The sequence below is a fragment of the Bifidobacterium sp. MSK.13.1 genome, from assembly GCF_019131435.1.
In the GTDB taxonomy this organism is placed as follows: Bacteria; Actinomycetota; Actinomycetes; order Actinomycetales; family Bifidobacteriaceae; genus Bifidobacterium; species Bifidobacterium pseudocatenulatum.
In genome coordinates, this window is record NZ_JAHOMM010000005.1 from 1 (window position 1) to 22,652 (window position 22,652).

Annotated in this window: 13 protein-coding genes and 1 pseudogene; 1 reads left to right on the forward strand and 13 read right to left on the reverse strand. The window is 58.6% G+C overall.

What is annotated here, in order from left to right:
- From KSY55_RS06245 to KSY55_RS06265, 5 genes and pseudogenes are all read right to left on the reverse strand, one after another.
- Positions 1 to 142, reverse strand: a pseudogene (locus tag KSY55_RS06245) (sugar ABC transporter permease); the annotation flags it as partial.
- Positions 143 to 427: 285 nt separating this feature from the next.
- Positions 428 to 1,789 carry an ABC transporter substrate-binding protein gene (locus KSY55_RS06250; RefSeq protein ID WP_022245560.1) on the reverse strand — a complete coding sequence of 454 codons (1,362 nt, stop codon included), beginning with the start codon at positions 1,787 to 1,789 and terminating at the stop codon, positions 428 to 430.
- Between the two features lie 503 nt (positions 1,790 to 2,292).
- Positions 2,293 to 3,036 (reverse strand): pyridoxal 5'-phosphate synthase glutaminase subunit PdxT, encoded by a 744-nt coding sequence (pdxT, locus tag KSY55_RS06255; RefSeq protein WP_118240207.1) that lies wholly within the window; start codon positions 3,034 to 3,036, stop codon positions 2,293 to 2,295.
- A gap of 113 nt (positions 3,037 to 3,149) precedes the next feature.
- The gene (gene pdxS, locus KSY55_RS06260) at positions 3,150 to 4,025 is read right to left on the reverse strand and encodes a pyridoxal 5'-phosphate synthase lyase subunit PdxS (protein WP_004223372.1); all 876 of its coding nucleotides are present in this window, start codon (positions 4,023 to 4,025) and stop codon (positions 3,150 to 3,152) included.
- 363 nt (positions 4,026 to 4,388) lie between these two features.
- Complete coding sequence (locus KSY55_RS06265) at positions 4,389 to 8,576, reverse strand: ATP-binding cassette domain-containing protein (RefSeq protein WP_254881878.1); 4,188 nt, start codon at positions 8,574 to 8,576, stop codon at positions 4,389 to 4,391.
- A 670-nt stretch (positions 8,577 to 9,246) separates the two neighbouring features.
- On the opposite strand from KSY55_RS06265, the gene KSY55_RS06270 reads away from it, so the two are divergent.
- The gene (locus tag KSY55_RS06270; RefSeq protein ID WP_065439701.1) at positions 9,247 to 11,070 is read left to right on the forward strand and encodes a long-chain fatty acid--CoA ligase; all 1,824 of its coding nucleotides are present in this window, start codon (positions 9,247 to 9,249) and stop codon (positions 11,068 to 11,070) included.
- A gap of 320 nt (positions 11,071 to 11,390) precedes the next feature.
- Here the strand turns inward: KSY55_RS06270 and araA are convergent, their stop codons facing one another.
- The 8 genes from araA to KSY55_RS06310 form a co-directional block, all read right to left on the reverse strand.
- The gene (gene araA, locus KSY55_RS06275) at positions 11,391 to 12,908 is read right to left on the reverse strand and encodes an L-arabinose isomerase (RefSeq protein WP_004223359.1); all 1,518 of its coding nucleotides are present in this window, start codon (positions 12,906 to 12,908) and stop codon (positions 11,391 to 11,393) included.
- A gap of 144 nt (positions 12,909 to 13,052) precedes the next feature.
- Positions 13,053 to 13,745, reverse strand: coding sequence for an L-ribulose-5-phosphate 4-epimerase (locus KSY55_RS06280; RefSeq protein WP_022245565.1), 693 nt, complete (start codon positions 13,743 to 13,745; stop codon positions 13,053 to 13,055).
- A 43-nt stretch (positions 13,746 to 13,788) separates the two neighbouring features.
- Positions 13,789 to 15,426: a xylulokinase gene (locus KSY55_RS06285; protein WP_217749614.1), complete on the reverse strand. Its 1,638-nt coding sequence runs from the start codon at positions 15,424 to 15,426 to the stop codon at positions 13,789 to 13,791.
- A gap of 257 nt (positions 15,427 to 15,683) precedes the next feature.
- On the reverse strand, positions 15,684 to 16,802 hold the full coding sequence (locus KSY55_RS06290) for a LacI family DNA-binding transcriptional regulator (RefSeq protein WP_022245566.1): 1,119 nt from the start codon (positions 16,800 to 16,802) through the stop codon (positions 15,684 to 15,686).
- A gap of 76 nt (positions 16,803 to 16,878) precedes the next feature.
- A complete protein-coding gene (locus KSY55_RS06295; RefSeq protein WP_004223345.1) occupies positions 16,879 to 18,351 on the reverse strand; it encodes a Maf family protein in 1,473 nt (490 codons plus the stop codon).
- Complete coding sequence (thrB, locus tag KSY55_RS06300; RefSeq protein WP_004223341.1) at positions 18,348 to 19,352, reverse strand: homoserine kinase; 1,005 nt, start codon at positions 19,350 to 19,352, stop codon at positions 18,348 to 18,350. The genes KSY55_RS06295 and thrB overlap by 4 nt, the downstream gene beginning before the upstream one ends.
- Positions 19,353 to 19,549: 197 nt before the next feature.
- Complete coding sequence (locus KSY55_RS06305; RefSeq protein ID WP_022245567.1) at positions 19,550 to 20,866, reverse strand: homoserine dehydrogenase; 1,317 nt, start codon at positions 20,864 to 20,866, stop codon at positions 19,550 to 19,552.
- Positions 20,867 to 21,069: 203 nt separating this feature from the next.
- Positions 21,070 to 22,650, reverse strand: coding sequence for a diaminopimelate decarboxylase (locus KSY55_RS06310; protein WP_117791332.1), 1,581 nt, complete (start codon positions 22,648 to 22,650; stop codon positions 21,070 to 21,072).
- Between the last annotated feature and the right edge of the window lie 2 nt (positions 22,651 to 22,652).

Consider the following 22,652-nt stretch of genomic DNA (forward strand, 5'->3'; position numbering starts at 1 on the left):
GGATCACGAACACGAACACGAACACCAACGCGAACGGCCACATGAACTTCCAACCGCGCCAATCCGCACGGTGACGGTTGACGCGAACCTGGTCCGCAGGCGTATGCAGCGCATCCGCCGCGACTGCTGCTTGCTGAGACATGCTTTCTTCTTTCTGTATGCTTTTTGCTCTATTGATCGCACAACCATGTGCAATTGTTAATCCGCAAAATCTTTTATTGTTTGAATTACAGGATTGCTATTTTTTTTGAAATCTTTTTCTATTGTAAGATTTCGTTTTTAAAATTATTTTTACGAAGTGAGGCAGGCGGGTCACGTCAGACGATTCCCACCTGCCGTCGATCTTCATGGTTGCGATGGTGCGTTGCGTATGTCGGATCGCATTATCGCGTTTTTCGTTGTGCCGCACGGCAGCGGCTGGGCGCCGTCAGTCCTTGCTGGTGACGGTGTAGCCCTGCTGGTTGCCGTGATCGGTGAGCGCCTTGCTGTAGTTGACGAAGGCTTCCTCCAGAGTGATGTCCTCGCTGTAGGCCTTGGAGATCTGATCGCCGAAGGTGGACTGCGCGTACGGGTTGTACGGCAGGTACTGGAAGGCGGAGACCTTGCGCTGGGCGGCTTCGGAGAGAATCTCGTTCACGTTCTGGCCGCCGAAGTAGTCGTTGACCTTCTTGTTGGCTTCAGTGTTCGGATCGGTGAAGGAGTCGGAGGAGAGGATCTTCTTCAGGCTCGGGAAGGTGCCGGTGTCGGCCATGGTCTGGGCGCCGTCGCCGTGGGTCAAGTATTCGACGAACTTGTAGGCCGCGGCCTGCTGCTTGGACTGGGAGACGACCGCGAGTGCGGAGCCGCCGTCTTCAGCGGAGACCTCGTCACCTTCGTTCCACTGCGGGAGCTGGGCCACGCGCCAGTTGCCGGCCTGGTCAGGAGCGCCGTTCATGAGGTTAACCGGCATCCATGCGCCGATGGTGAGAGTGGCGATGTCGCCTTCGTTGAGCGCACGGTTCCAGTCGTCGGACCAGTTGGCGATCTTGGTGTCGACGAGGTCTTCGTCGATGAGCTTCTGCTGGAATTCGATGTACTTCTTCATGCCGGAATCCTTGGTCATGTCAATGGTGATGTTCTCGCCATCAACCTTCCACGGCTGCGCACCGGCCTGCCATGCCTGGGCGGTGAAGGGCTGGTATTCCATGGAGGAGCCGGAATTGTTGGTCATGTAGGCGCCGATGGCCTTGACCTTCTTGGCTGCCTCGTAATAATCGTCCCAAGTCTTGATCTGGGAGCCGTCGACGCCGGCCTTCTTGAGCACGGCATCGTTGTAGAAGAAGACTTCCGGGCCGGAATCAATCGGCAGCGCATACGGCTTGCCATCATACTGTAGCTTGCTCCACGGGCCTGCGGAGAAGTCGTCTTCGAGCTTGTCGGCACCGTAGGCGGTGAGGTCAACGAGGTCGCCGGTAACCGCGAACTGGGTGACGGTCGGGTCTTCCAGCATGACCACGTCGGGGGCACCCTTGCCTGCCGCGACGGCGTTGCTCAGTGCGGTCTGGGTGTCGGATGCGGTGCCGGTGTTGTTGAATTTGACGGTGATTCCGGGATTGGCCTTTTCGAAGTCGGCGATCAGGGCCTTCATGGTGTTGCCGGTGTCCCAGCCCCAGAAAACGAGATCCGCCTTGTCTGCGTCTCCGGCGTTGGCCTTGGCGTCGTTGCCGCCGTCGCTGCCACCGCAGGCCGCGAGGCTGGCGAGGGTTGCCACTGCTGCTACCGCTGCGAGAGCCTTCTTCATGTTGCGCATGTTCTTTTCCCTTTCTGCCATCCGCTTCGCATGCTGATTGCATGTCGGTCGCATATGTTTCGGAACATCCGCCGCGGAATGCACATGCCGTGCTTTCCACTTGGTGATGTTTGTATGTTCGCGACCTGCCAAACAATACCCCCGTGGTGATGTTTGGACTGGTAGGATGGCTTTGTTTCCTTTCTGATACAACCGTGTACCATTAGCTCCGATGATACACGGTTGTATCAAGGTGTCAAGCAAACCGGTTCGATAGCCCCCCCTGCAACTGTTGTGCGCTATTGAAGCGCCAACGAAATCATCGGCGTTTCGCACAAACAGAATGACATCGTTTGCACAATAATCTGCGATTGTCCGCGCATCTCAACCAAAAAATGGATCGCAAGAAAGCTACCTCACAAGAGAAAACATATAAAGAACATATACAAAGGAGGTCTGCGAATCGCAAACCTCCCAAAACAACGCATACGACGAAGAGACGGACTCCGCACCGCTCGATGAGCCTACAAACTGAGAAACAGCTCGTGAATGCGGGTATCGTCGGTCAGTTCGGGGTGGAACGCCGTAGCGAGAATCTTGCCCTGACGCAAACCGACCACATTGCCGTCGACCGACGTTTCGACCGTGGCCCGCTCGCCGACCTCGGCAACGAACGGTCCGCGAATGAACACCAGAGGGAAATCCTTGAGCACCACCGACGTATCCGAAGCCTCGGAAGTCCCCTCCTCACCAGCAGCCGCGGAAATCGCAGAAGAGACAGACTCCCCCGACGCAACCACCACAGCATCCGCATCGTCGGAAGCGCCGAAATCGGCGGACGCAGCGAACGAACCAAGCTGACGTCCATACGCATTGCGGCGCACGACCGCATCCAACGCGCCAAAATAGACGTTCTCGTCGTTATCGAGACGACGAGCGAGCAAAATCATGCCCGCGCAGGTGCCGAATACCGGCTTTCCAGCGGCGATATGCGCGGCGATCGGATCGAACAAGCCGGTCGAACGCAGCAATTTGCCCTGCGTGGTGCTTTCGCCGCCAGGCAGAATCACGCGGTCGATCGAATCGTCGAAATCCTCGGCGGCACGCAGCAGTTTCCACGGCGCACCAAGCCGATCCAGCATCGCCGCATGCTCGGCGAACGCGCCTTGCACCGCAAGGATGCCGGTCACGCCATGCTGCGCGGAAGCCGCACCTTCGGCAACGTCAGTCGATTCTTCCTTCGAAATGTATTCAACGGCAACAACCATCGGATCTCCTTACCCGAACCATCGCGAATCATGCGAAACGGGCTGCGCGCGACGCATCGAACAGACATGCCGACAGCCGCGCACAGCGCACAGCGCACGAAATTACAGCGCAATCACTCGCCGCGAGCGGCCATGATGGTTTCGATCTCGTCTTCGTTGATGCCGACCATGGCCTCGCCGAGGTTCTCGGAAAGGCGTGCGAGCAGGTCGGCGTCCTGCCAATTGGCGGTGGCCTGCACGATGGCGGCGGCACGCTTGGCCGGGTCTCCGGACTTGAAGATGCCGGAACCGACGAACACACCTTCGGCACCCAGTTCCATCATGAGCGCGGCATCGGCCGGAGTGGCCACGCCACCGGCGGCGAAGTTGACGACCGGCAGACGACCGTTGTCGTGCACATACTTGGCGAGATCGTACGGCACGGCCAGCTGCTTGGCGGCCTCATACACCTCGTCGTCGCGAAGGGAGACGAGCTCGCGGATCTGCTTGTTCATGGTGCGCATGTGGCGCACGGCCTGGATCACGTCGCCGGTGCCCGGCTCACCCTTGGTGCGGATCATGGAAGCGCCCTCGGCGATACGGCGCAGCGCCTCGCCCAGGTTCTTCGCGCCGCACACGAACGGCACGTCGAACTGGTTCTTGTCGATGTGGTACACGTCGTCGGCGGGACTCAGCACTTCGGATTCGTCGATGTAGTCGATTTCGATGGCCTGCAGAATGCGGGCTTCGGCAACATGGCCGATACGAACCTTTGCCATGACCGGAATGGACACGGCTTCCTGAATGCCCTTGATCATGGCCGGATCGCTCATGCGGGAAACGCCGCCGGCAGCACGAATATCGGCCGGAATACGCTCGAGAGCCATCACCGCGCATGCGCCCGCGTCCTGTGCGATCTTCGCCTGCTCCGGGGTGGTGACGTCCATGATCACGCCACCCTTGAGCATCTGCGCCAGATTCTTGTTCAGTTCGTTCCTGTTGTTGGCCATCGCCAGCCTTTCGTCGAATCGTATTCCACCCTGCTGCAGAGCGGATATCTCTTGACACAGATACTAACGATTTTTCGTTACAAAATCATGTGAACTGAATATTTGCACGTCTTAAAAAGTTGCTTTTCTTAAATTCTGACTATCATTTTCATGATTGTTTCATTTTCTTACGATTTCGATTCTGCCGACGATTCCGTAATTTCATTCGCTTTTCTTGCCTGATATGCGCCATTCGCTTTCGATTCGCGCGCACGGCTCCTTTCGACCGCACTTTCGATGCACGCTATAAGAAATACGAATGACGCATGATTTTCATACGACCACATTGCGGACGGGGGTGCAGATGGATTCGCGTATTGCGCACTACATACGCAGTATGCGATCAGCGATGCGCATGGTGGAATCGCGGTGCGACACCAGCACGACGGCGCTCCCCCGCTCGGCAAGATCATTGATCGACCCGAGAATCACCGACTCGTTATAGGCGTCAAGACGGCTCGTCGGCTCGTCGAACAGCACCAAATCGGAGTCGCGAAGGAACATGCGGGCCAATCCGATGCGCTGTTTCTCACCCTCCGAAAGGCGGCCACCCAGCTCGCCGACCTGCGTATCCAAGCCGTTCGGCAGCGCATCGACCAGTTCGAGCGCGGACGCCTTGGCGAGGGCTTCGCGCAATACGGAATCGGGAATGTCGTGCGCGAGGTCCGAATCGGAGGAATCAGCGGAATCACCGCCAGCATTACTGCTGGAATTACTACAGAAATTACTGCCAGAATCCGAAAAATCGGCGTCATTGCAGGCAATAGCGAGATTTTCGCGAATCGTTCCGTCGAACAGATACGTCTCCTGTCCCATCATCGTCTGCACGCGCCGACGCCATCCGGCGTCAACCTGCGGCAATGGAACATCCGACAGCGAAATCGTGCCGGAATCCGGATCCCAGTAGCGCATCAGCAGTTTCAACATCGTTGATTTTCCACGCCCGGACGGGCCTTGAATACCGAGAATGCCCTGCCGTGAAACATCGAGTGAAACATGGTCGAGCACCGGTTGCGAGGCGATGCCGGCACCTTGTTCGCCGGAGGATTGCGCTTCCGCGGGGCGTGCCGGACTCATGCCAGTCGCATGCTCCGACCGCCCGTTTGGCGTGCGTTCGCCGGAAATACGGGCGCCGGATCCATAGCCGAATGTGACATCGCGCATTGTCATGCCCTGATATTCCGGGCGTTCGCTCCCCTGCTCGACCACAGCGGGAGCCTCATCCATCAACGCGAACAGGCGGCGTGCCGAAGCAAACGTTTGCGTCAGATTCGCCGGCAACGCACTCAACGCAAGCGTCGGCCCAAACGAGCTGGCGAGCAGCACGAAAGCCGCAACCAACGCTGGGGCGTTCGATCCCACGGAACCCATCCACATCAGGCCTTCCGACATATCGGCGGCAGTGGAAACCGCAGTGCACAACGTCATCGCAAGGAAAGCCGCAATCGCCGTGAACAGCATCACCAATACCGCGCCAAATCCTGCAAAATCGCCATTTTTCACGCTCAGACGCACACATTTGACCCACAGCGAGCGCGTGCGACGCTGAATGGACGCAAGCCGGGCATCGCCTTGGCCGAAGCGGATGATTTCGCCGATGCCACGCATGTCGTCAAGCATTTCGTCATCGAGGGCGGACGACTCCTTGCGCAGTTCCGGACCGATGCCGCGCACCGCGGATGCAAAGAGTTTCGGCAGTATGACGCCGATAATGAGGTGCGCGATGATGAGCGTCGCCGCGAGGGGCGGACTGAGGGTGAGTAGCGCGAGCGCGTAGACGACGGCAGTCACGATGGCGATGACGACCGGGCTGATGGTGTGTGCGAAGAAGATTTCCAGCAGTTCCACGTCGGTGGTGACCAGTGCGATCAGGTCGCCTTTGCCTTTGCCTGCAAGCTTGGCGGGGGCGAGACGGCGCAGGGCCGCGAAGGCTTTCGCACGGAATAACGCAAGCAGACGGAACGCCACGTTATGGTTCATGAACTGTTCGGCGTAACGCATGCCGCCGCGGATCAGCGCGCATACGGCCATGGCTGCGAGCGCCGCGGGAACGCTGAGGTTCCAGACCGGCGAGCCGACTGCAGCGAAGGCCGCCGCGATGCCGAACACCGGCAGGAAAGTGGCGGCGAGATGGCCGAGCGTGCCGCAGACGCACGCGACGATCATGTACTTGCGCTGCGGCCCAACCTCCTTCAACAGGCGCGCAATAAGGCGAGACGTGGGTATTGTCTTCGCGTCCGATTCTGCCGAATCGGACATCCGAACGCCCGTTTTCGCACCCTGTGCGTCCGTTTCTGCAGAATCGGACATTCGAGACGTAGTTTCGGCACGCTGCGTGACCGATTCGGGAGAATCGGACAACTGAGCGGTGTTTTTAGTGAGTTGGTTGTCCGTTTCTGCAGAATCGGACACTTGGAGACCCATTTCCGCACGCTGCGTGACTGATTCTGCAGAATCGGACGCTTTAAGTGCGTGGGATGCAGAGGTGGAATGGGTTGCGTTATTGCGTAGACCTATGTTTTCCACGGTTTGTTGGGCGTGGAACAGTTTGGCGTATGTTCCGTTGGCACGCATGAGTTCCGCATGCGTGCCTTGTTCCGCCACGCGCCCGTGTTCGAATACCACCACATGGTCGGCGTCGGCTGCATTCGCCATGCGGTGCGTCACCATGATCACGGTTTTGCCCCGATTGGCAAGCGCATGAATGGTTTGCAGAATCAGGGTTTCGCTTTCCACATCGACGCTGCTGGTGGCTTCGTCGAAAATGTAGACGGCAGGCTCCCGCAGCAATGCGCGCGCAATGGCGATGCGTTGCTTCTGCCCTCCCGACAGGTTGCTTGCGCCCTGTTCGATGGCCAGGTCAAGTTCTTGCGATTGCGCATGCACGAATTCGTCGATGTGCGCCGCTTCCAGCGCTTGCCACAGTTCGCTTTCGGTGGCATCCGGCTTGGCCATCAGCAGATTGTCACGCAACGTTCCTGCAAAAAGGTGGCTTTGCGCCGCCACTATGGCGATTTCCCTCGTAAGGGATTCGATGGAAAGATCGTTGATTTGGTACCGTTGCGTCGAATTGTTTCCTGTGTTTCCGGATTGCAGCCACATACATCCTTCATATCCGGAAAGATTTCCGGAGAGCAGTTCGACGGCGGTGGATTTGCCGGATCCGGAGGGACCGACGATGGCGGTCACCTGCCCGCGCCGCGCAGTGAAAGAGACGCCATGCAATGCGACGACCGAACCATCATCATCTTTCGACATGCCTGTTTTTCCAGCACCAACCACACCGGACTTTCCCCCGATTTGTCCAGTTTTTCCAGTTTCCATATCCGCCGTCACAGCCGTATCCGCAGTCACACTCACAGCCGCCGCAGCGTCCGTATTCACGTCCACATATCGGAACGACACGTCATCAAAGCACACGTCCACACCGTTATCGGAAGCGCCGAATTCCGGCATTTCCTGCATCCCATGCGCAGGAATCGGCGTATCAAGCAATGCGAAAATACGCTTGGTCGAAGTCATGCCGTTCATCGCAACATGGAAGAACGACCCCAATTGGCGCAGCGGAATGAAGAAATCCGCGGAAAGAAGCACTATCAGCAGCACGCCGGCAAGCGGCAATGCGGCACCACTCGCATACTGCCAGATCGATACGCCCACGCCGGCCGCGGCACCCCCGTATGCGACGACGTCCATGGCGGTGAGCGAGCGCAGCTGAATTTGCAGGACATTCATGGTCATTACGCGGAATTGTTCCGCTTGCTCGCCCATTTTCTTGGCGGCATGCGCATCCGCGTCAAAAGTTTTCAGCGTTTCAAGACCTTGTACATTGTCAAGAAACACAGATCCCATGTCGGTGTATTTTCCCCAATATTTTTTGAATACTCGGGCTGCGCGCATTGCGACCATGCCAACAATCAATACAATCAAAGGCGCGCATACAAGCAATGTAACAGCCGTCGGCATATTAATCGGCGCAACTATAAAAAATAATGTTACCGGTGCAAGAATCGCATAAAACAGTTGCGGTAGGAATAATTCGAAGAAGCTTTGGATTTGTTCGATGCCTTCACCGGCAGATTGCACCACGTCGGCAGTGCTGATATGTTGCGAATATGATGGTCCGATCGCAAGCATTTTATTAAAAAGCTGTTCACGTAACGCGAGTTTGACACGCTCAGCCGCTTCCGCGCCGAAATAGGCCGCTGCGCGCATCATCAGAAAACGCAGTACCGCACAGACCACGATCGCCAGCACGCATCCGACGTATGTTTCCGCACTGAATCCGCCGTAGCCAAAGCCGATGAACAAGCGGGAAATCAGGCCACTATCACCCATGGAGAACATGGGGTCGAACGCCGATTCCACCACGGCAAGCGCCGGCGAAAGCATGACCACCACCGTCACCACGAACACGACGTTGGCCAGCAGTCCGACCCATTGGCAGAGCACTTTCGCCGCAACCAACCGCCCCACGCCGGGAGCGAGGGAAAACAGCCTCTTGTCAAACATAAACACCTTCCGTCCAATGAGCGCACTCGCGTTGCCAGCTCGCCTACGGCCCAAAGCGCAATCGCCATGCATCCAACAAACGAATCGCAACAGGCCAATACGGGAAAACCGGTGCGTGGCAAACCGTTTTCAGCCTATCCAAGGCAGCTCGCAATCGTCAAGGGCGCATTGCATACAGCGAACCGTCGCAATCGAATTGCCATAATCGACCTCAAATCAGCAACGTTGAAAAGAGAAAGGCTGGATGTTCGCCGTTGAGCAGGCAGCCCTCTGACGCAAGGGGTAAATTGCGTCACTCGTGAGTGTACTCGATAAAAAACGCTCGCACCACCATTTCTTCGCATTTCGCTGGTTTTACGGTCCTTTCGGGGATATATGGGAAGCATGGCGGCTCCCCCGCAACCGTTACGTCAAGCCTTTTTTTCGAACGGATACAGCGCGACACCAAACACTTGATTTTTGACGGAATAGCACCATTTGTCAGTTCATACAAAGTTGATGAAATATTTCTTGTCGCTTCTCACAATGCAGACTTACGGCCCCGTAACTTAGAATGTGCAAGGTGCGCAAGGGGTAGGAAACGCGGACACACGGTTTGTATCGCTCCCGCACGCATCACAAGCAGAAATACGCGGAAACAACGCAAAAACCGCGAGAAAGAGAACGCTTCATGCTCACCGAGTACACCACCCCGGGCGAATCCGTTGAGGTGCGCGACGACGAATCCATCTATTCCCTGCTTACTGGACGCATAGCGCGCACTGGCGAAGATACCGTGATCGCGGAACGCAAAATCGCCCCCGGCCAATGGACGAAGGTCACTACCGGCGAATTCCACAATGCCGTGCTCGCCGCCGCAAAAGGCCTCATCGCATTCGGCATCAACAAGGGCGATGCCGTCACCATCTTCTCCACCACCCGCTACGAGTGGGGCGTGCTCGACTTCGCACTGGCCGCCATCGGCGCGGTGAACGTGCCGATCTACGACACTGATTCCGCGGCGCAGGCCGAGCGTATCCTCAACGATTCGGATGTGAAACTGGCCATCGCCGACAATCGCGAGCGCTTCGACCGTCTCGACTCCGTAATCGACCGCTGCCCGTCTCTCAAGCACATTCTGATGCTCGATTCCAACGCCATGGGCGCGTTGGAAGGCTTGGGCGTCACCGTGTCCGACGAGGAGCTGGAAGCGCGCATCGATTCGGTGCATGCAGACGATCTGGCCACCATCGTGTACACGTCCGGTTCGACGGGAGCTCCAAAGGGTGCCGAGCTTTCGCACCGCAATTTCATATCGATCACGCGCGCAGGCAGTCTGGCGTTGCATGAGATCGTTCTCGAAGATCATCCGCGACTGCTTCTCTTCCTGCCGCTCGCCCACTGTTTCGCACGGTTCATCCAGTACGCGTCGATTGCTTCCGACGACGGCGTGGTTGGTTATCTGCCAGACACAAAGACGCTGCTGCCCGATTTGCGTTCCTTCGAACCGACATATCTGCTGGGCGTACCACGAGTGTTCGAGAAGGTGTATAACGCGGCCTCCCGCAAGGCCGGCACGGGTTGGAAGGGACGCCTGTTCCTCAAGGCTGCCGAAGCCGCACGCGATTGGTCGCGCATGCAGCAGGCCGGCGAACGCCCGACCGCCAAGCAGATCGCGCAGCATCTTTCGTATGAGGCTTCCGTATACCGTACCGTGCGTAGCGCTCTCGGCCCGCGCATCCGCTACGTGGCATGCGGTGGTGCTCCTCTGGACGTGTCTCTGGCGCATTTCTTCAACGGTATCGGCCTGCCGATGATTCAGGGTTACGGTATGACGGAAACCGCTGCGCCGTTCGCCGCGACCCGCGTCACCGACAATGTGATCGGCACTGTCGGCCAACCGGCTCCGGGATCGTCTGTGCGCATTTCCGATGATGGCGAACTTCAGGTGAAGGGCCCGAACGTGTTCAGGGGCTACCACAACCTGCCTGAGAAGACGGCGGAAGCGTTCACCGAGGATGGGTGGCTGAAAACGGGTGATTTGGCGTCGATTGACGACGAGGGACGTATTACGATCACCGGCCGTAAGAAGGACATCATCATCACCGCCGGCGGCAAGAACGTTTCTCCGATTCCGATGGAGCAGGAGATTGTGAAATGTCCGATTGTGGAGCATGTGGTAGTTGTCGGCGACAATCGTCCGTTCATCGGTGCGCTGATCACGTTGGATCCGGAAGGATTGGAGGCTTGGCTGCCTTCCATTGGACTGTCTGCCGATACGCCGTTGGATCGCGTGGCTGCGACCGCCGCCGTTCACGACGAAATCCAGAAGTACGTCGACAAGGCGAACGCGACCGTTTCCCGCGCCGAATCCGTACGTAAGTTCGTAGTGCTGGATACCCAGTTCACGCAGGAAAACAAGTGCCTGACCCCGTCGCTGAAGGTGGTGCGCCCGGCAGTGAACCGCGTGTTCGCACAGGTGATCGATCAGCAGCTGTACTCCGGCAAGCGCTGAATCGCATAATACATAAAAGCGTGGGGTGCGAGAGAATACAAACGTTCTCTCGCACCCCACGCTTTTGTTCTGTCCGTACAACTTTCAAGGAATGCAAACGAGCGCCGGTGATCGGAAGCGATCCGACCCGCCGGCGCTCATATGGCAGAGATTAGTGATGAATCCAGAATGGCTAACGACATTCCATCAGCCATTGTCAGTAAAGCGACAATCAGTGACGGTTCCGTCAGTGCATAACGCGTGCGGTAACGGTGCGGCAGAAGGCGAAGGCGTACGAGGGTACGTCGAGTCTTCTGCCGTGCCGTTAACGCTCCGTTATGTCAGTGACGGTTGTTGAGGCGGTGGTACATTTCGGAGATCTCAAGGTCGCGCTCGAATTCTGCGGCCTTGGTGTTCGCGTCGATGGTGGCGAGTTCGACACCGGCGATGCGGGCGAAGTCTTCCCAAGCCTCGCGACCGACGGAGGTGGTCATGCAGGTGTGGTGGGAGGCGCCGGAACGCAGCCAGCACTCGGCGGAGGTCTTGAGGTCCGGCTGCGGCTTCCACAGGCCACGGGCGCACGGCAACTGCTTGAGCTCTCCGAGCGGCTCGACCACGTCGACCAGGTTCATGGTCAGGCGGAAACGTTCGCGCACGTCAGACATGGACACGACGACGGCGTCCTTCTTCGGGGCGACAGTGAAGACCAGGCGCACCGGATCGGCCTTGCCACCGATGCCGAGCGGGTGGATTTCCAGCTTCGGCTTGGCGATGGTGCCGACGGACGGGGAGACTTCGAGCATGTGGGAGCCCATGATCATCTCGTTACCCGGGGTGAAGTTGTAGGAATAGTCTTCCATGAGGGAAGCGCCACCTTCGAGGCCGTAGCCCATCACTGCGCCGATGCGCACGAGCACTGCGGTCTTCCAGTCGCCTTCGGCGGAGAAGCCGAAGCCGTACTCGGACGGGAAGCGCTGCGGGCCAACGCCCGGCAGCTGCGGGAGAGCACCCAAGTCTTCGAAGTTGTCAACGCCGGCGGTGCAGCCATTGGCGCGCATCATGTTGACCATGGCGGCTTCTTCCTTGGCCGCGATGAACAGGGAATCGTACTTGGCGTCGAGCAGAGCCGGATCAACGTCGTACTTAACCTTGTAGTCTTCGATGATGCTCTTGACCTGATCGTCCTTGACGGCTTCGTAGGCTGCGACGAGCTCGTTGACGGCCCAAGTGTTGATGGATGCGCCGAACACGCGCTCGGCTTCGGTCTTGTCGCCTTCGGTGACGGCCACGTTGCGCATGTTGTCGCCCCAACGCATGACCTTCATGTTGTTGGAAGCATCCCAGCCGGCGCAGGCGCGTGCCCAGGTGCCGATTTCTTCGGCAACGGCCGGATCGGTGTAGTGGCCGACCACGATCTTGCGGTTGATGCCCAGACGGGTCAGGATGTAACCGAACTCACGGTCGCCGTGTGCGGCCTGGTTCAGGTTCATGAAGTCCATGTCGATGGTTTCCCACGGGATTTCGAAGTGGTGCTGCGTGTTGAGCTGCAGCAGCGGCTTGGTGAGCACTTCGAGGCCGCGGATCCACATCTTGGCCGGGGAGAAGGTGTGGCACCAGGTGATCACGCCGATGACGTTCGGGTTGGCGGAGGCTTCGACCATGAAGGCCTTGACGCCGTCGGAGGACTTCAGGGTCGGCTTAAGCACCACCTTGACCGGAATCTTGCCGGTTGCGTTGAGCGCGTCGACGATTTCGCCGGACTGCTCGGCCACCTGACGCAGCGCTTCTTCGCCGTACAGATCCTGGGATCCGACGCCGAACCAGACTTCCTTGCCTTCAAACGGGTTTTCCATTGCCATGTGATTGTTCCTTTACTTCGTTGTTTATGGAGTTTTTAATTATTTATTGCGATTGCGAACTCGCGCTTCGCGTTGTTCTGTTGCGTAGCGCGAGTTCGTACGATTGTGAAATTATGTAGGATTACGGAATCGTAGGATTGCAGCTCAGTGCTGGCCGTAGACGTTGGTGTAACGATCGTTCAGCTTCGCGATATCCTCATCCGAAATCGGAATGATCTCACCCAACTGCCTCGCCGCCCACATCGTATGAGCGACCTCCTCCGTCATCGCCGCGGCCTTCACCGCCGACTCCGCGTCCTTGCCGATGGTGAACGGACCATGGTTCTGCATCAGCACCGCAGGAGACTTCGGATACTCCCTGAGCGTCTCGACCACGCCCTCGCCGATCGCCTCGGAACCGATCAGACGGAACGGACCCACCGGAACAGGACCGCCGAACTCGTCGCCCATCATCGTCAGACCGCACGGAATGTTCTGCCCCGTCGCCGCCCACGCCGTCGCATACGTCGAATGCGTATGCACCACGCCGTACACGTCCGGCATATGACGGTAGATGTACGCATGCGACGCCGTATCGGAGGAAGGAGCCTCCGAACCGTCCACCACGTTGCCGTCCAGATCGCACACCACCATGCTCGACGGCGTCAGGTACTCGTAACGCAGGCCCGACGGCTTGATCACCATCAGATCCGCCGTATGCAGACGCTGCGACACGTTGCCAGCCGTCCACACCACCAGGTTCCACTTGATCAGCTGCTCGTGCAAGGTCGCCACGACCTCGCGCACCTGCTTGACCTCGGCACGAACCTCAGGACCATAATCAGCCAAAGTAGCCATAATCATTTCCTTTCAAATTGAAATAAGTTTTTAAAATATTTATTTACTTGGTTTCCAGCGGAATGCTTTCGATTGCAACATGCTCAATCGGCAGTCCCTTGCGGAAGCGATCGAAGAATTCCTCGAATCCTGCGACATCGCCTTCATCCGGATTTTCCGTGGTCGAAGCGGCATCGGCGAACACACGAGCGTCAAGGAATTCGTCGAGCGGCTGGTCGGCGTGCCACAGGTAGTCGGCTAGCACGGCCATGCCCCATGCGCCGCCTTCGGCAGCGGTGGACATTACCTTGATCGGCGTATCGAATGCGGCTGCGAGAATCTTCTGGGCGACCTTCGGGGTGGTGAAGATGCCACCGTGGCCGACGAGGGAGTCAACGGCAACGCCTTCGTCCTTGGTCATCACATCCATGCCGATCTTCACCGGGGAGAATGCGCTGAACAGCTGGGCGCGCATGAAGTTGCCGAGGCTCATGCGGGCTTCCGGACCGCGCGCGAACAGCGGGCGGCCTTCGGGCAGTCCTGCGAGGAATTCGCCGGAGCGGAACGGGTAGTTGATGAGTCCGCCGCAGTTGGAGTCAACATCGTCCGCGATGGCGGCGCGGAACAGCGTGCCATACAGGGTGCCGGCGTCGACCGGAGTGCCGATTGCAGCTGCGAACTGTCCGAACAGACCAACCCATGCGTTGAGGTCGGAGGTGAAGTTGTTGGCGTGGCTCATGCCTGCGAGATCGCCTGCCGGAGTGGTGACGAGGTCCACTTCCGGGTGCAGGCGTTCCAGCTTGCGTTCGAGTACAACCATGGCGAAGATGGAGGTGCCGGCGGAAACGTTGCCGGTGCGCACGCGTACGGAGTTGGTGGCCACCATACCGGTGCCAGCATCGCCCTCCGGCGGAGCGAATGTGATTCCCGGCTGCAGCGTGCCTGTCGGATCGAGCAGCTTGGCGCCCTCTTCGGTCAGCGTGCCCGCAGGAGTGCCTGCAACCAGCGGTTCCGGCAGCAGGTCGGCAAGCTTCCACGGCTGGGCTGCGACTTCCGGAATCGCATTGAACTTCTCAATGAATTCGGTTTCGTAGGTGTGCGTGGTAGGGTCGATCGGGAACATGCCGGATGCGTCGCCAACGCCGAGCACCTTCTTGCCGGTGAGCTTCCAGTGCACGTAGCCGGCGAGGGTGGTGAAGAAATCGACCTTGCCGATGTGCTCTTCGTTGTTGAGCACGGCCTGGTACAGGTGTGCGATGGACCAGCGTTCCGGAATGTTGTACTGGAACAGTTCGGAAAGCTTCTCATGTGCTTCGGAAGTGTTGGTGTTCTGCCAGGTGCGGAACGGCACCAGCAGTTCGCCATCTTTGCCGAAGGCGAGATAGCCGTGCATCATGGCGGAGAAGCCGATGCGTCCCACGCAGGTGAGCTTTTCGCCGTAAGCGTTTTCGACATCTTCGGCGAGCGCCGCGTATGCGGTCTGCAGCCCGGTCCAGATTTCTTCCTGCGAATAGCTCCACAGGCCGTCTTCCAAGTGGCTGGCCCAGCCGTAGTCGCCGGCTGCGATGGTGGTGTACGTGTCGTCGATGAGCACGGCCTTGATTCGGGTGGAGCCGAATTCGATGCCCAGACTCGTCTTGCCAGCGCGGATTTTCTCGGCGGTCAGCGCGATGCGATCGTCAAGTCCCTGCTCTTGCGCCATAGTTTCAAACTCCTTGCATCCGAGCGCCTCACAACCACATTGTCGACGGAATGTTAGCGCTCACTGTTAACGCTCACTATTCTAAACAGAAAGTGGCGACTATACAAGTTCGACGTGTCACGCAATCGTCAACGTACTACCGGCAGATCGTCAGCCGATTTTCTTGATATACCGGCATTGCGAAATCCGGCAATCGCAGCACATGCGGCAAAAAGAGATACGAGAATCACAAGAAATACAAAAATCGCAGGAAATATTCAGCGACGGCTGGCGGTGCCCAAAGAAGTGCGGCCGATCACCTTCGCGGGAATCAGGCCGACGCCATGCTGCGACGAGGCGAACGAATTCTCATCGCCCTCCCCCAGCAAAAACAGCGTCTCACGCATGGCGGCAACGCCAAGCTGTTCAAAATCCGGGCGAACCGTGGCCAGCGGCGGGTACATGTTGTCCATGGCGGGCATGTCGTCGAAACCGACCAAGCTCACATCCTGCGGAATACGCATGCCATGTTCATGCAGCGCACGAGACACACCAACCGCCTGGCTGTCGTTCGCACACACCATGCACGTCGGCAGATTTCCGCCGGTACGACCGATGTTTTCGAGAATATGGTTCATCTTGCCATACGCTTCGGTCGATTCCCAGGTTTCGCATTGCACGGTGACGGAACTCACCGCATTGGCCGCGCACAGCTTATTCCACGCCATCAAACGCGTGGCGGCGTCACGCCATTCCTTCGGACCTGCGAAATAAAGCACGGAACGATGCCCATGCTCGACCACCAAATGCATCACGTCGGCCATGGCCGACCATTGGTCCACTCCCACTACGGATACTCGGCGACGGTCGGCCGGTTTCATCAAGCGCAAACCATCCTGCACGCTGATGCTGCCGTGCGTGGAGGTGACGATGACGCGCGGCTGCGTGATCTGCGCACGGCAGGCGGCGGAAAACATAACATCCGTCGGCGTGAGGAAAATGAACGCGTCCACGTTCATCTCATCGAACGTTGAGCACAATTCGTCGAATTCCGTCTGCGAGCAGAGCGCCTCGTGCACCATGCTCACCGACATGAACAGTCCATGCTGCCTCGCCATCGCCTCAATCGAGGAAATCGCGGAAATCGGACCATAAAAGCGTTGCCCGCCCGCAACCAAGCCGATGGTGCGGGAGCGATGCGAAGCGAGGGCACGCGCGGAATTGCTGGGACGGTATCCAAGCGCGTCGATGGCTTTCTGTACTTTTTCGCGGGTGGCATCAGACACGTCGGGGGAATGATTGATGACGCGCGACACCGTTTGATGGCTGACACCAGCCATTTTCGCCACTTCGAACATCGAGGGGCGTTTGTTTGCCGCATTGCGCTTGCCTGCCATGCTCCGTCGCCTTCCGCACACTACCGTTGGTACTTTCGACTATTCTACACGCAACTTCGGTTAGCGCTAACAGACGCTATTTTTCAGCCATTTGAGCGAGTCGCGCAGCGAAATTCGGCCAGTCGGTACGCATGGCGGTCAACAGTTTACGATTGGGGACTTCCTCAATCGGCACCCATTCGATTTCCATGCTTTCGTCGTCGTTGGCCTTCGGCTCCACGCGGTGCCCCGGCTTTTCGAAAGCGAACACGGTGGTGTAGGCCCACGGTCCGTGGTCTTCGCAGTATGATCCGACCACGTCGATATCTTCCGGCGTGATGTTGGCTTCCTCGTACGATTCGCGCAGCGCGCCCTCGATCGGGCTTTCACCGTCGGCGGTGGCACCTCCTGGAATGCCCCATGTGCCACCTTCCGCGCTCCACACCGCGCGATGTTGCATGACAACGTGCGTCACTTCGCCGGTCTGTTCGCTTCGGCGGGCCAAGAGCACGCCGGATGCGCCGTTCGTGCCCCAATGCTTGCGGCCGCAATCGCAATCAATCCAACCATCACCCGGCTGATGCACGTTTTCCTTGGGAGGAAGCGGCTTCGCGGCACCGGTTCGCGAATCGTGTTCGACGTTCGGTTCTTGATCGGCTCGCGTCACATTCCACAGATCAGTCCATTCCACGCCGAGCTCGGCGGCCAAACGGCGCGCCAGCGGAAGGCTCAGGCCGATAATGCCGTGCGGATCGCCTTCGATGGAGTCGATGAATGCTCCGCCGAAGCCCTCAAGCGTGAAGGAACCAGCCACTTCCAACGGTTCTCCGGTGGCGATGTACCGTTCGATATCGGTGTCGGAATATTCGCAGAAGTGCAGCGTTGCCCTGCTCGCGCCTCGCGCGATACGCCCGGTGGCGAAGTCGATCAGGCAATGGCCCGTCCACAATTCACCGGTGGCGCCACGCATGGCACGCAGTCGTTCCCGAGCCACCTCAGCGCTATGCGGCTTGCCGTAACATTCGCCGTCAAGCAGGAACATGGAATCGCAGCCAAGAATCAGCGGACCGACTTTCGCACGGGTCAGGCTCGGCTTGCCATCAACGAAATCAGCAATCGATTCGGTGATCGTAGGAATGGTGACTCCCGAAAAATCGCGGGTCTTCACATCGGAGGCGGACTGCACTTCGTCCGCACGCAACGTAACACGATGATGTTCTAAAGATGCGGAATCCCCAGTATTTTCAGCATTATCCGAATGTTCGGAAGATTCGGCAACGGCTTTCAGCGGAAATCCGACCACACGATCGCCGTGCGCCGCCGCAGCGGTGGCGGCAACGTTCCGATACGCCTGATGTACGGCTTCGGCTTTGGCCGTAGCGAGAATCATCACCCGCTGTTCCACGCTCAGATCGCTTACGGCAACGCCCATGGCGGCCGCCTCACGTTCGAGCGCCGCCGGCTCGTCCACGTTCGATACGCGAATCGTGGGGCAAATGCCCGCCGAGAAAAGCACGTCACGGCGAGGCTTGGATTTGGAAGCGAGAATCAGCGGAATGGAGTTGTTCATGCGCGTTCCACCTGCACACCCTTGGTGTCGACGCCCAAATGCAGCACACGCCAATGACCGGAAGCGAGCTCTTCGGAAGCAAGCTGTCCCAGCTGTTCGCGAGCGTCGCCATGATGCAGCACGAGCACGCATGGGCCGGCGCCGGAAACCATGGAAGCAAAACCATGGGAACGCAGCTTTTCGATCAACGTCCACGACGGTTCCATCAAAGGAGCGCGATACGGCTGATGCAGACGATCCTGCGTGGCGGCGAACAGCAACGCGTTGACGTCCTGACGCTGACCAGTCGCCAGCATCGCAGGATTCATGGCGGCCGGCAGCAGGCTCACGCGAGACACATTGTGCACGGCATCCTTGAACGCCAGCTGGCCCGGCAGCGCCTGGCGTGCCTTTTCGGTGGACAGCTCATAATCCGGCACGAACACGGCGGCGGTCAGATCGTCGGCAACGCGATAGTTGATGGTATGGAAGCCCTTATGCAGCGGTTCGCCGCCCGGAATCGGCACGGAACCGACACCTTCGGGGGTTTCCATGTCCCAAGACATGGTGAGCCCGCCGTACACGGCCGGAGCCACGTTGTCCGGATGGCCTTCGATGGCCGCAGCAAGCTCAAACACGGCATCACGGTTGAGTTCGTCGTCCTGCGCGAAGGCGGCCGCGGCTGCGATGCCCGCCACAATGGCCTCTGCGGAAGAGCCCATGCCTCGTGCCTGAGGAATGTTGTTGTGAGCCTGAAGAATGAAGCCCACACGGCCCAGACCAAAGGTCTGGCATGCGCGGCGGAACGTGGAAACCACCAAGTGGGTTTCGTCACGCGGGAGAGTATCGGCGCCTTCGCCTTCGATCATCACCTGAGCCGCAGTGTTCACCGGATCGGCGCTCAGCGTGAATTCAAGTTCGTCGTGGTAGTCCAGAGCAAGTCCGACCGTATCAAAGCCAGAACCAAGATTGGCGCTGGTAGCCGGAACACGCACACGCACTTTACGAGTAACTGGAGTCATATCTCGTCGTCCTTCGTCACATCTTCTTTACAAATGTAGCACCGTATACCCGAAAGGGTACAAGAGTCAAATTCAAGCCCATAATCATCGGGCGATTGAGTAAACAATCGGCAAGCAATTGCCCAACACAGCAGCCGGAATATGAATAAAGAGACGGCCGCCCAATCGCAACGATTTGAGCAGCCGTCTCATAACTGTTAGTTGAGCACGCGGAGGATGGAAGGCTCGCCAACCACGCAGTCGAGTGCACACACGTCTTTCACGGTTTCACGCAGGGTAAGCTCGTCGGTCATGTGCGTGACAAGGCGCAGCTGCTGCAGTTCGCCGTCGTAGCCCGGATCCTTCAGCGTGGGCTTGAGATCCTGGTTCACACCATTGATGGACACGCCATGTTCGGCGAACTTGGCCGCAATGGCCGCAAGTACGCCCGGATTGTCGTGAATCACGAAACGCACCGCGAACTCGGCCTTGGAAGCCTCGATCGGAGCCTTCTTCAAATCCTTATACAACGGAATGGTCGGGCCGGTGCAGCCCTGTGCGATGTGACGTGCTTCGGTCACCACATCGCCGACCACTGCGGAAGCGGTCGGAGCGCCGCCAGCGCCACGACCGTAGAACATCAGATCGTCAGCCGCTTCGGCCTTCACGAACACCGCGTTAAAGGAACCATGCACGGAAGCCAGCGGATGCTCGTTGGAAATCAGCGCCGGATACACGCGGGCAGACACGCCGGCCTCGCCATTCTCCACCACGGCCAGCAGCTTGATGACCTTGTTTTCGGCGGTTGCGGCAGCAATATCGTCGGCGGTGATCTTGGTGATGCCCTCAACGGACACATCATCGATGGTCACGTTGGTGTGGAAGCCGAGCGTGGCCATGATGGCTGCCTTGTTGGCCGCATCGTAGCCTTCGATGTCCCCGGTCGGATCCGCTTCGGCGTATCCCTTGGCCTGAGCGTCCTTCAGCACGTCGTCGAAATCAAGACCCTTGGTGGTCATTTCGTCGAGAATGTAGTTCGTGGTGCCGTTGACGATGCCGAGCATGCTCGTCACCTTGTCTCCGACGAGGGATTCACGCAGTGGCTTGAGGAACGGAATAGCACCGCCCACGGAAGCCTCGAAGTAGATATCGACGCCCTTGGCTTCGGCGGCGGCATAGATTTCTGGACCATACTTGGCCAACAGCGCCTTGTTGGCGGTAACCACGGAAGCGCCGGATTCGATGGCCGCAAGCACGAACTTGCGGGCCACGCCGGTTCCACCGATCAGTTCGACCACAATGTCAGCATTGGTGGCCACGCTCATGGTGTCGGTGGTCACCACGGACTTGTCGATCCACGGGAACGGGTCGGTTTCCGACGGATCAAGGCAGGCGACACCGGTCAGTTCGATCGGTCGTCCGATGCGTGCGGCGAGCTCATCCTTCTGCTCCACCAGCAGGCGTGCGGTCTGAGAGCCGACCGTGCCCGCGCCCAACAATCCAACGCGAATCGGCGCAACATCTTCCTGTACCAAGGCATCCTCCCTTGAATGTGAAGTATTGGTGTAACCCTGCCTATTGTACGGTCCCGATATGACGTAAGACCGCGAAATCATACGAAAATGGACGGTTTCCGAGCTTTGCCCCGAAAACCGCCCATACTGCATCCACGCTGCATCCGTAATTTGAGACGAATCGCCATGAACAATACGAAACACGAGCGAAACGCCACGAATCGCTATTCGCTCACATCCCAATCCAGCAGATCATCGACCGTCTGACGGCGAATCATCACATGCGCGTCTTGCTCGGATACGGCAACAACCGCAGGAATCAGCGCCTGATTGTAGTTGCTGGCCATCGTGCGACCGTATGCACCCGTAACAGGCACCGCCAGCACGTCACCACGCTGAATATCGGCAGGAAGACGCACCTCGTTGACGATGATATCGCCCGATTCGCAGTGCATGCCGACCACACGGCACAGCTTGGTTTCGCTGGAACCCTCACGATTGGCGATTCTCGCAGTGTAATCCGATCCATACAATGCCGGACGAATATTGTCGCTCATGCCGCCGTCGACAGACACGTACACGCGTTCCGTAACCGGATTGCCAGCCTTGTCTTTCGCGGTTCCGGCAAGCTGCACCGGCTTGACCGTGCCCACACGATACAGGGTGACGCCGGTCGGGGCGACCGTCCAACGGCCCGGCTCGAACGAGATGACCGGAGCGGGCATGCCGAGCGCACGGTTCACGGTGGTGACCGCATCGGCAAGGCGGGCAAGTTCCGTATCGAGATCCATGGAATCCTCGCCATCGGTGTAGGCCACGGAATAGCCGCCGCCCAAGTCGACCTCCGGCAGGGTGTATGCGTCGGTGGCGTAGAAGGTCTTGCGCAGCAGCATCATGCGCTTCGCGGCCTGGATAAAGGCGTCCGCATCGTGAATGTTCGACCCGATATGCGAATGCACGCCGACCAGTTCGAGCACGTCCTGATGGCGGTAGATCTCCTTCAATACGGCGAGCGCGGGGCCATCAGCCACCATGGTCATGGCTTCGGCGAGTTTGCGGTCGCCTTCGGAAACCTTCTCGTGGCTCATGTCATACGGGTATTTGATGTCGTACTGCAGTTGGCGTTCTGCGCTTTCGCCCGGAGTGGCTTCGCTTTCGCCTAGGCGTGCGTTCGACCCTGCGGGGGTCACGTCAGCCAAATCGTCGAGCACGTTCAGCTTGCTTGCATCGGCACCAACCGGCAGCAAGGCGACACCGAACTTCTGGTCCTCATGCGCGGTAGACACGAATTCGTGGCCGCCCGCATGAATGCCGGACGTAACACGCAACATCACGCGAGCGCGCTTGCCGAGACGCTTGGCGATTTCGGCGATGCGGACCGGCTCGTTCGGCTCGTCCACCACGATTTTGGCGAAGCCTTCGGTAATGGCGAGTTCGATTTCCGCATCGGACTTGTTGTTGCCGTGCAGCACGAGTCGCCGTCCGGGAACGCCCGCGGCGAGCGCGATGCGCATCTCGCCCATGGTGCAGGTGTCGATCAGCATGCCGGATTCGGTGACGATACGGCAGATTTCCTTGGAAAGCAGTGCTTTTCCGGCGAAGCTGACGTGGGTTACGGTGTTGTTGAACGCATTTGCCGCGGATTTGACGAATTTGGCGGCGCGGGCTCGCACGTCATCGGTGTCGATGACGTAGAGCGGCGAACCAAATTCGTTCAGCAGGCTTTCGGCAGTGCGGCCATGGAACGTGATTTCACCTTGCTCGTTCACGTTGGAGCCGGCCGGCCAGATGGGGGTGACTGCCATGG

Excerpts from the sequence above, each read along its gene's own strand:
- KSY55_RS06250 (WP_022245560.1), bottom strand. The coding sequence starts at position 1,789 with ATGCGCAACATGAAGAAGGCTCTCGCAGCGGTAGCAGCAGTGGCAACC.
- pdxT (WP_118240207.1), bottom strand. The coding sequence starts at position 3,036 with ATGGTTGTTGCCGTTGAATACATTTCGAAGGAAGAATCGACTGACGTT.
- pdxS (WP_004223372.1), bottom strand. The coding sequence starts at position 4,025 with ATGGCCAACAACAGGAACGAACTGAACAAGAATCTGGCGCAGATGCTC.
- KSY55_RS06265 (WP_254881878.1), bottom strand. The coding sequence starts at position 8,576 with ATGTTTGACAAGAGGCTGTTTTCCCTCGCTCCCGGCGTGGGGCGGTTG.
- KSY55_RS06270 (WP_065439701.1), top strand. The coding sequence starts at position 9,247 with ATGCTCACCGAGTACACCACCCCGGGCGAATCCGTTGAGGTGCGCGAC.
- araA (WP_004223359.1), bottom strand. The coding sequence starts at position 12,908 with ATGGCAATGGAAAACCCGTTTGAAGGCAAGGAAGTCTGGTTCGGCGTC.
- KSY55_RS06280 (WP_022245565.1), bottom strand. The coding sequence starts at position 13,745 with ATGGCTACTTTGGCTGATTATGGTCCTGAGGTTCGTGCCGAGGTCAAG.
- KSY55_RS06285 (WP_217749614.1), bottom strand. The coding sequence starts at position 15,426 with ATGGCGCAAGAGCAGGGACTTGACGATCGCATCGCGCTGACCGCCGAG.
- KSY55_RS06290 (WP_022245566.1), bottom strand. The coding sequence starts at position 16,802 with ATGGCAGGCAAGCGCAATGCGGCAAACAAACGCCCCTCGATGTTCGAA.
- KSY55_RS06295 (WP_004223345.1), bottom strand. The coding sequence starts at position 18,351 with ATGAACAACTCCATTCCGCTGATTCTCGCTTCCAAATCCAAGCCTCGC.
- thrB (WP_004223341.1), bottom strand. The coding sequence starts at position 19,352 with ATGACTCCAGTTACTCGTAAAGTGCGTGTGCGTGTTCCGGCTACCAGC.
- KSY55_RS06310 (WP_117791332.1), bottom strand. The coding sequence starts at position 22,650 with ATGGCAGTCACCCCCATCTGGCCGGCCGGCTCCAACGTGAACGAGCAA.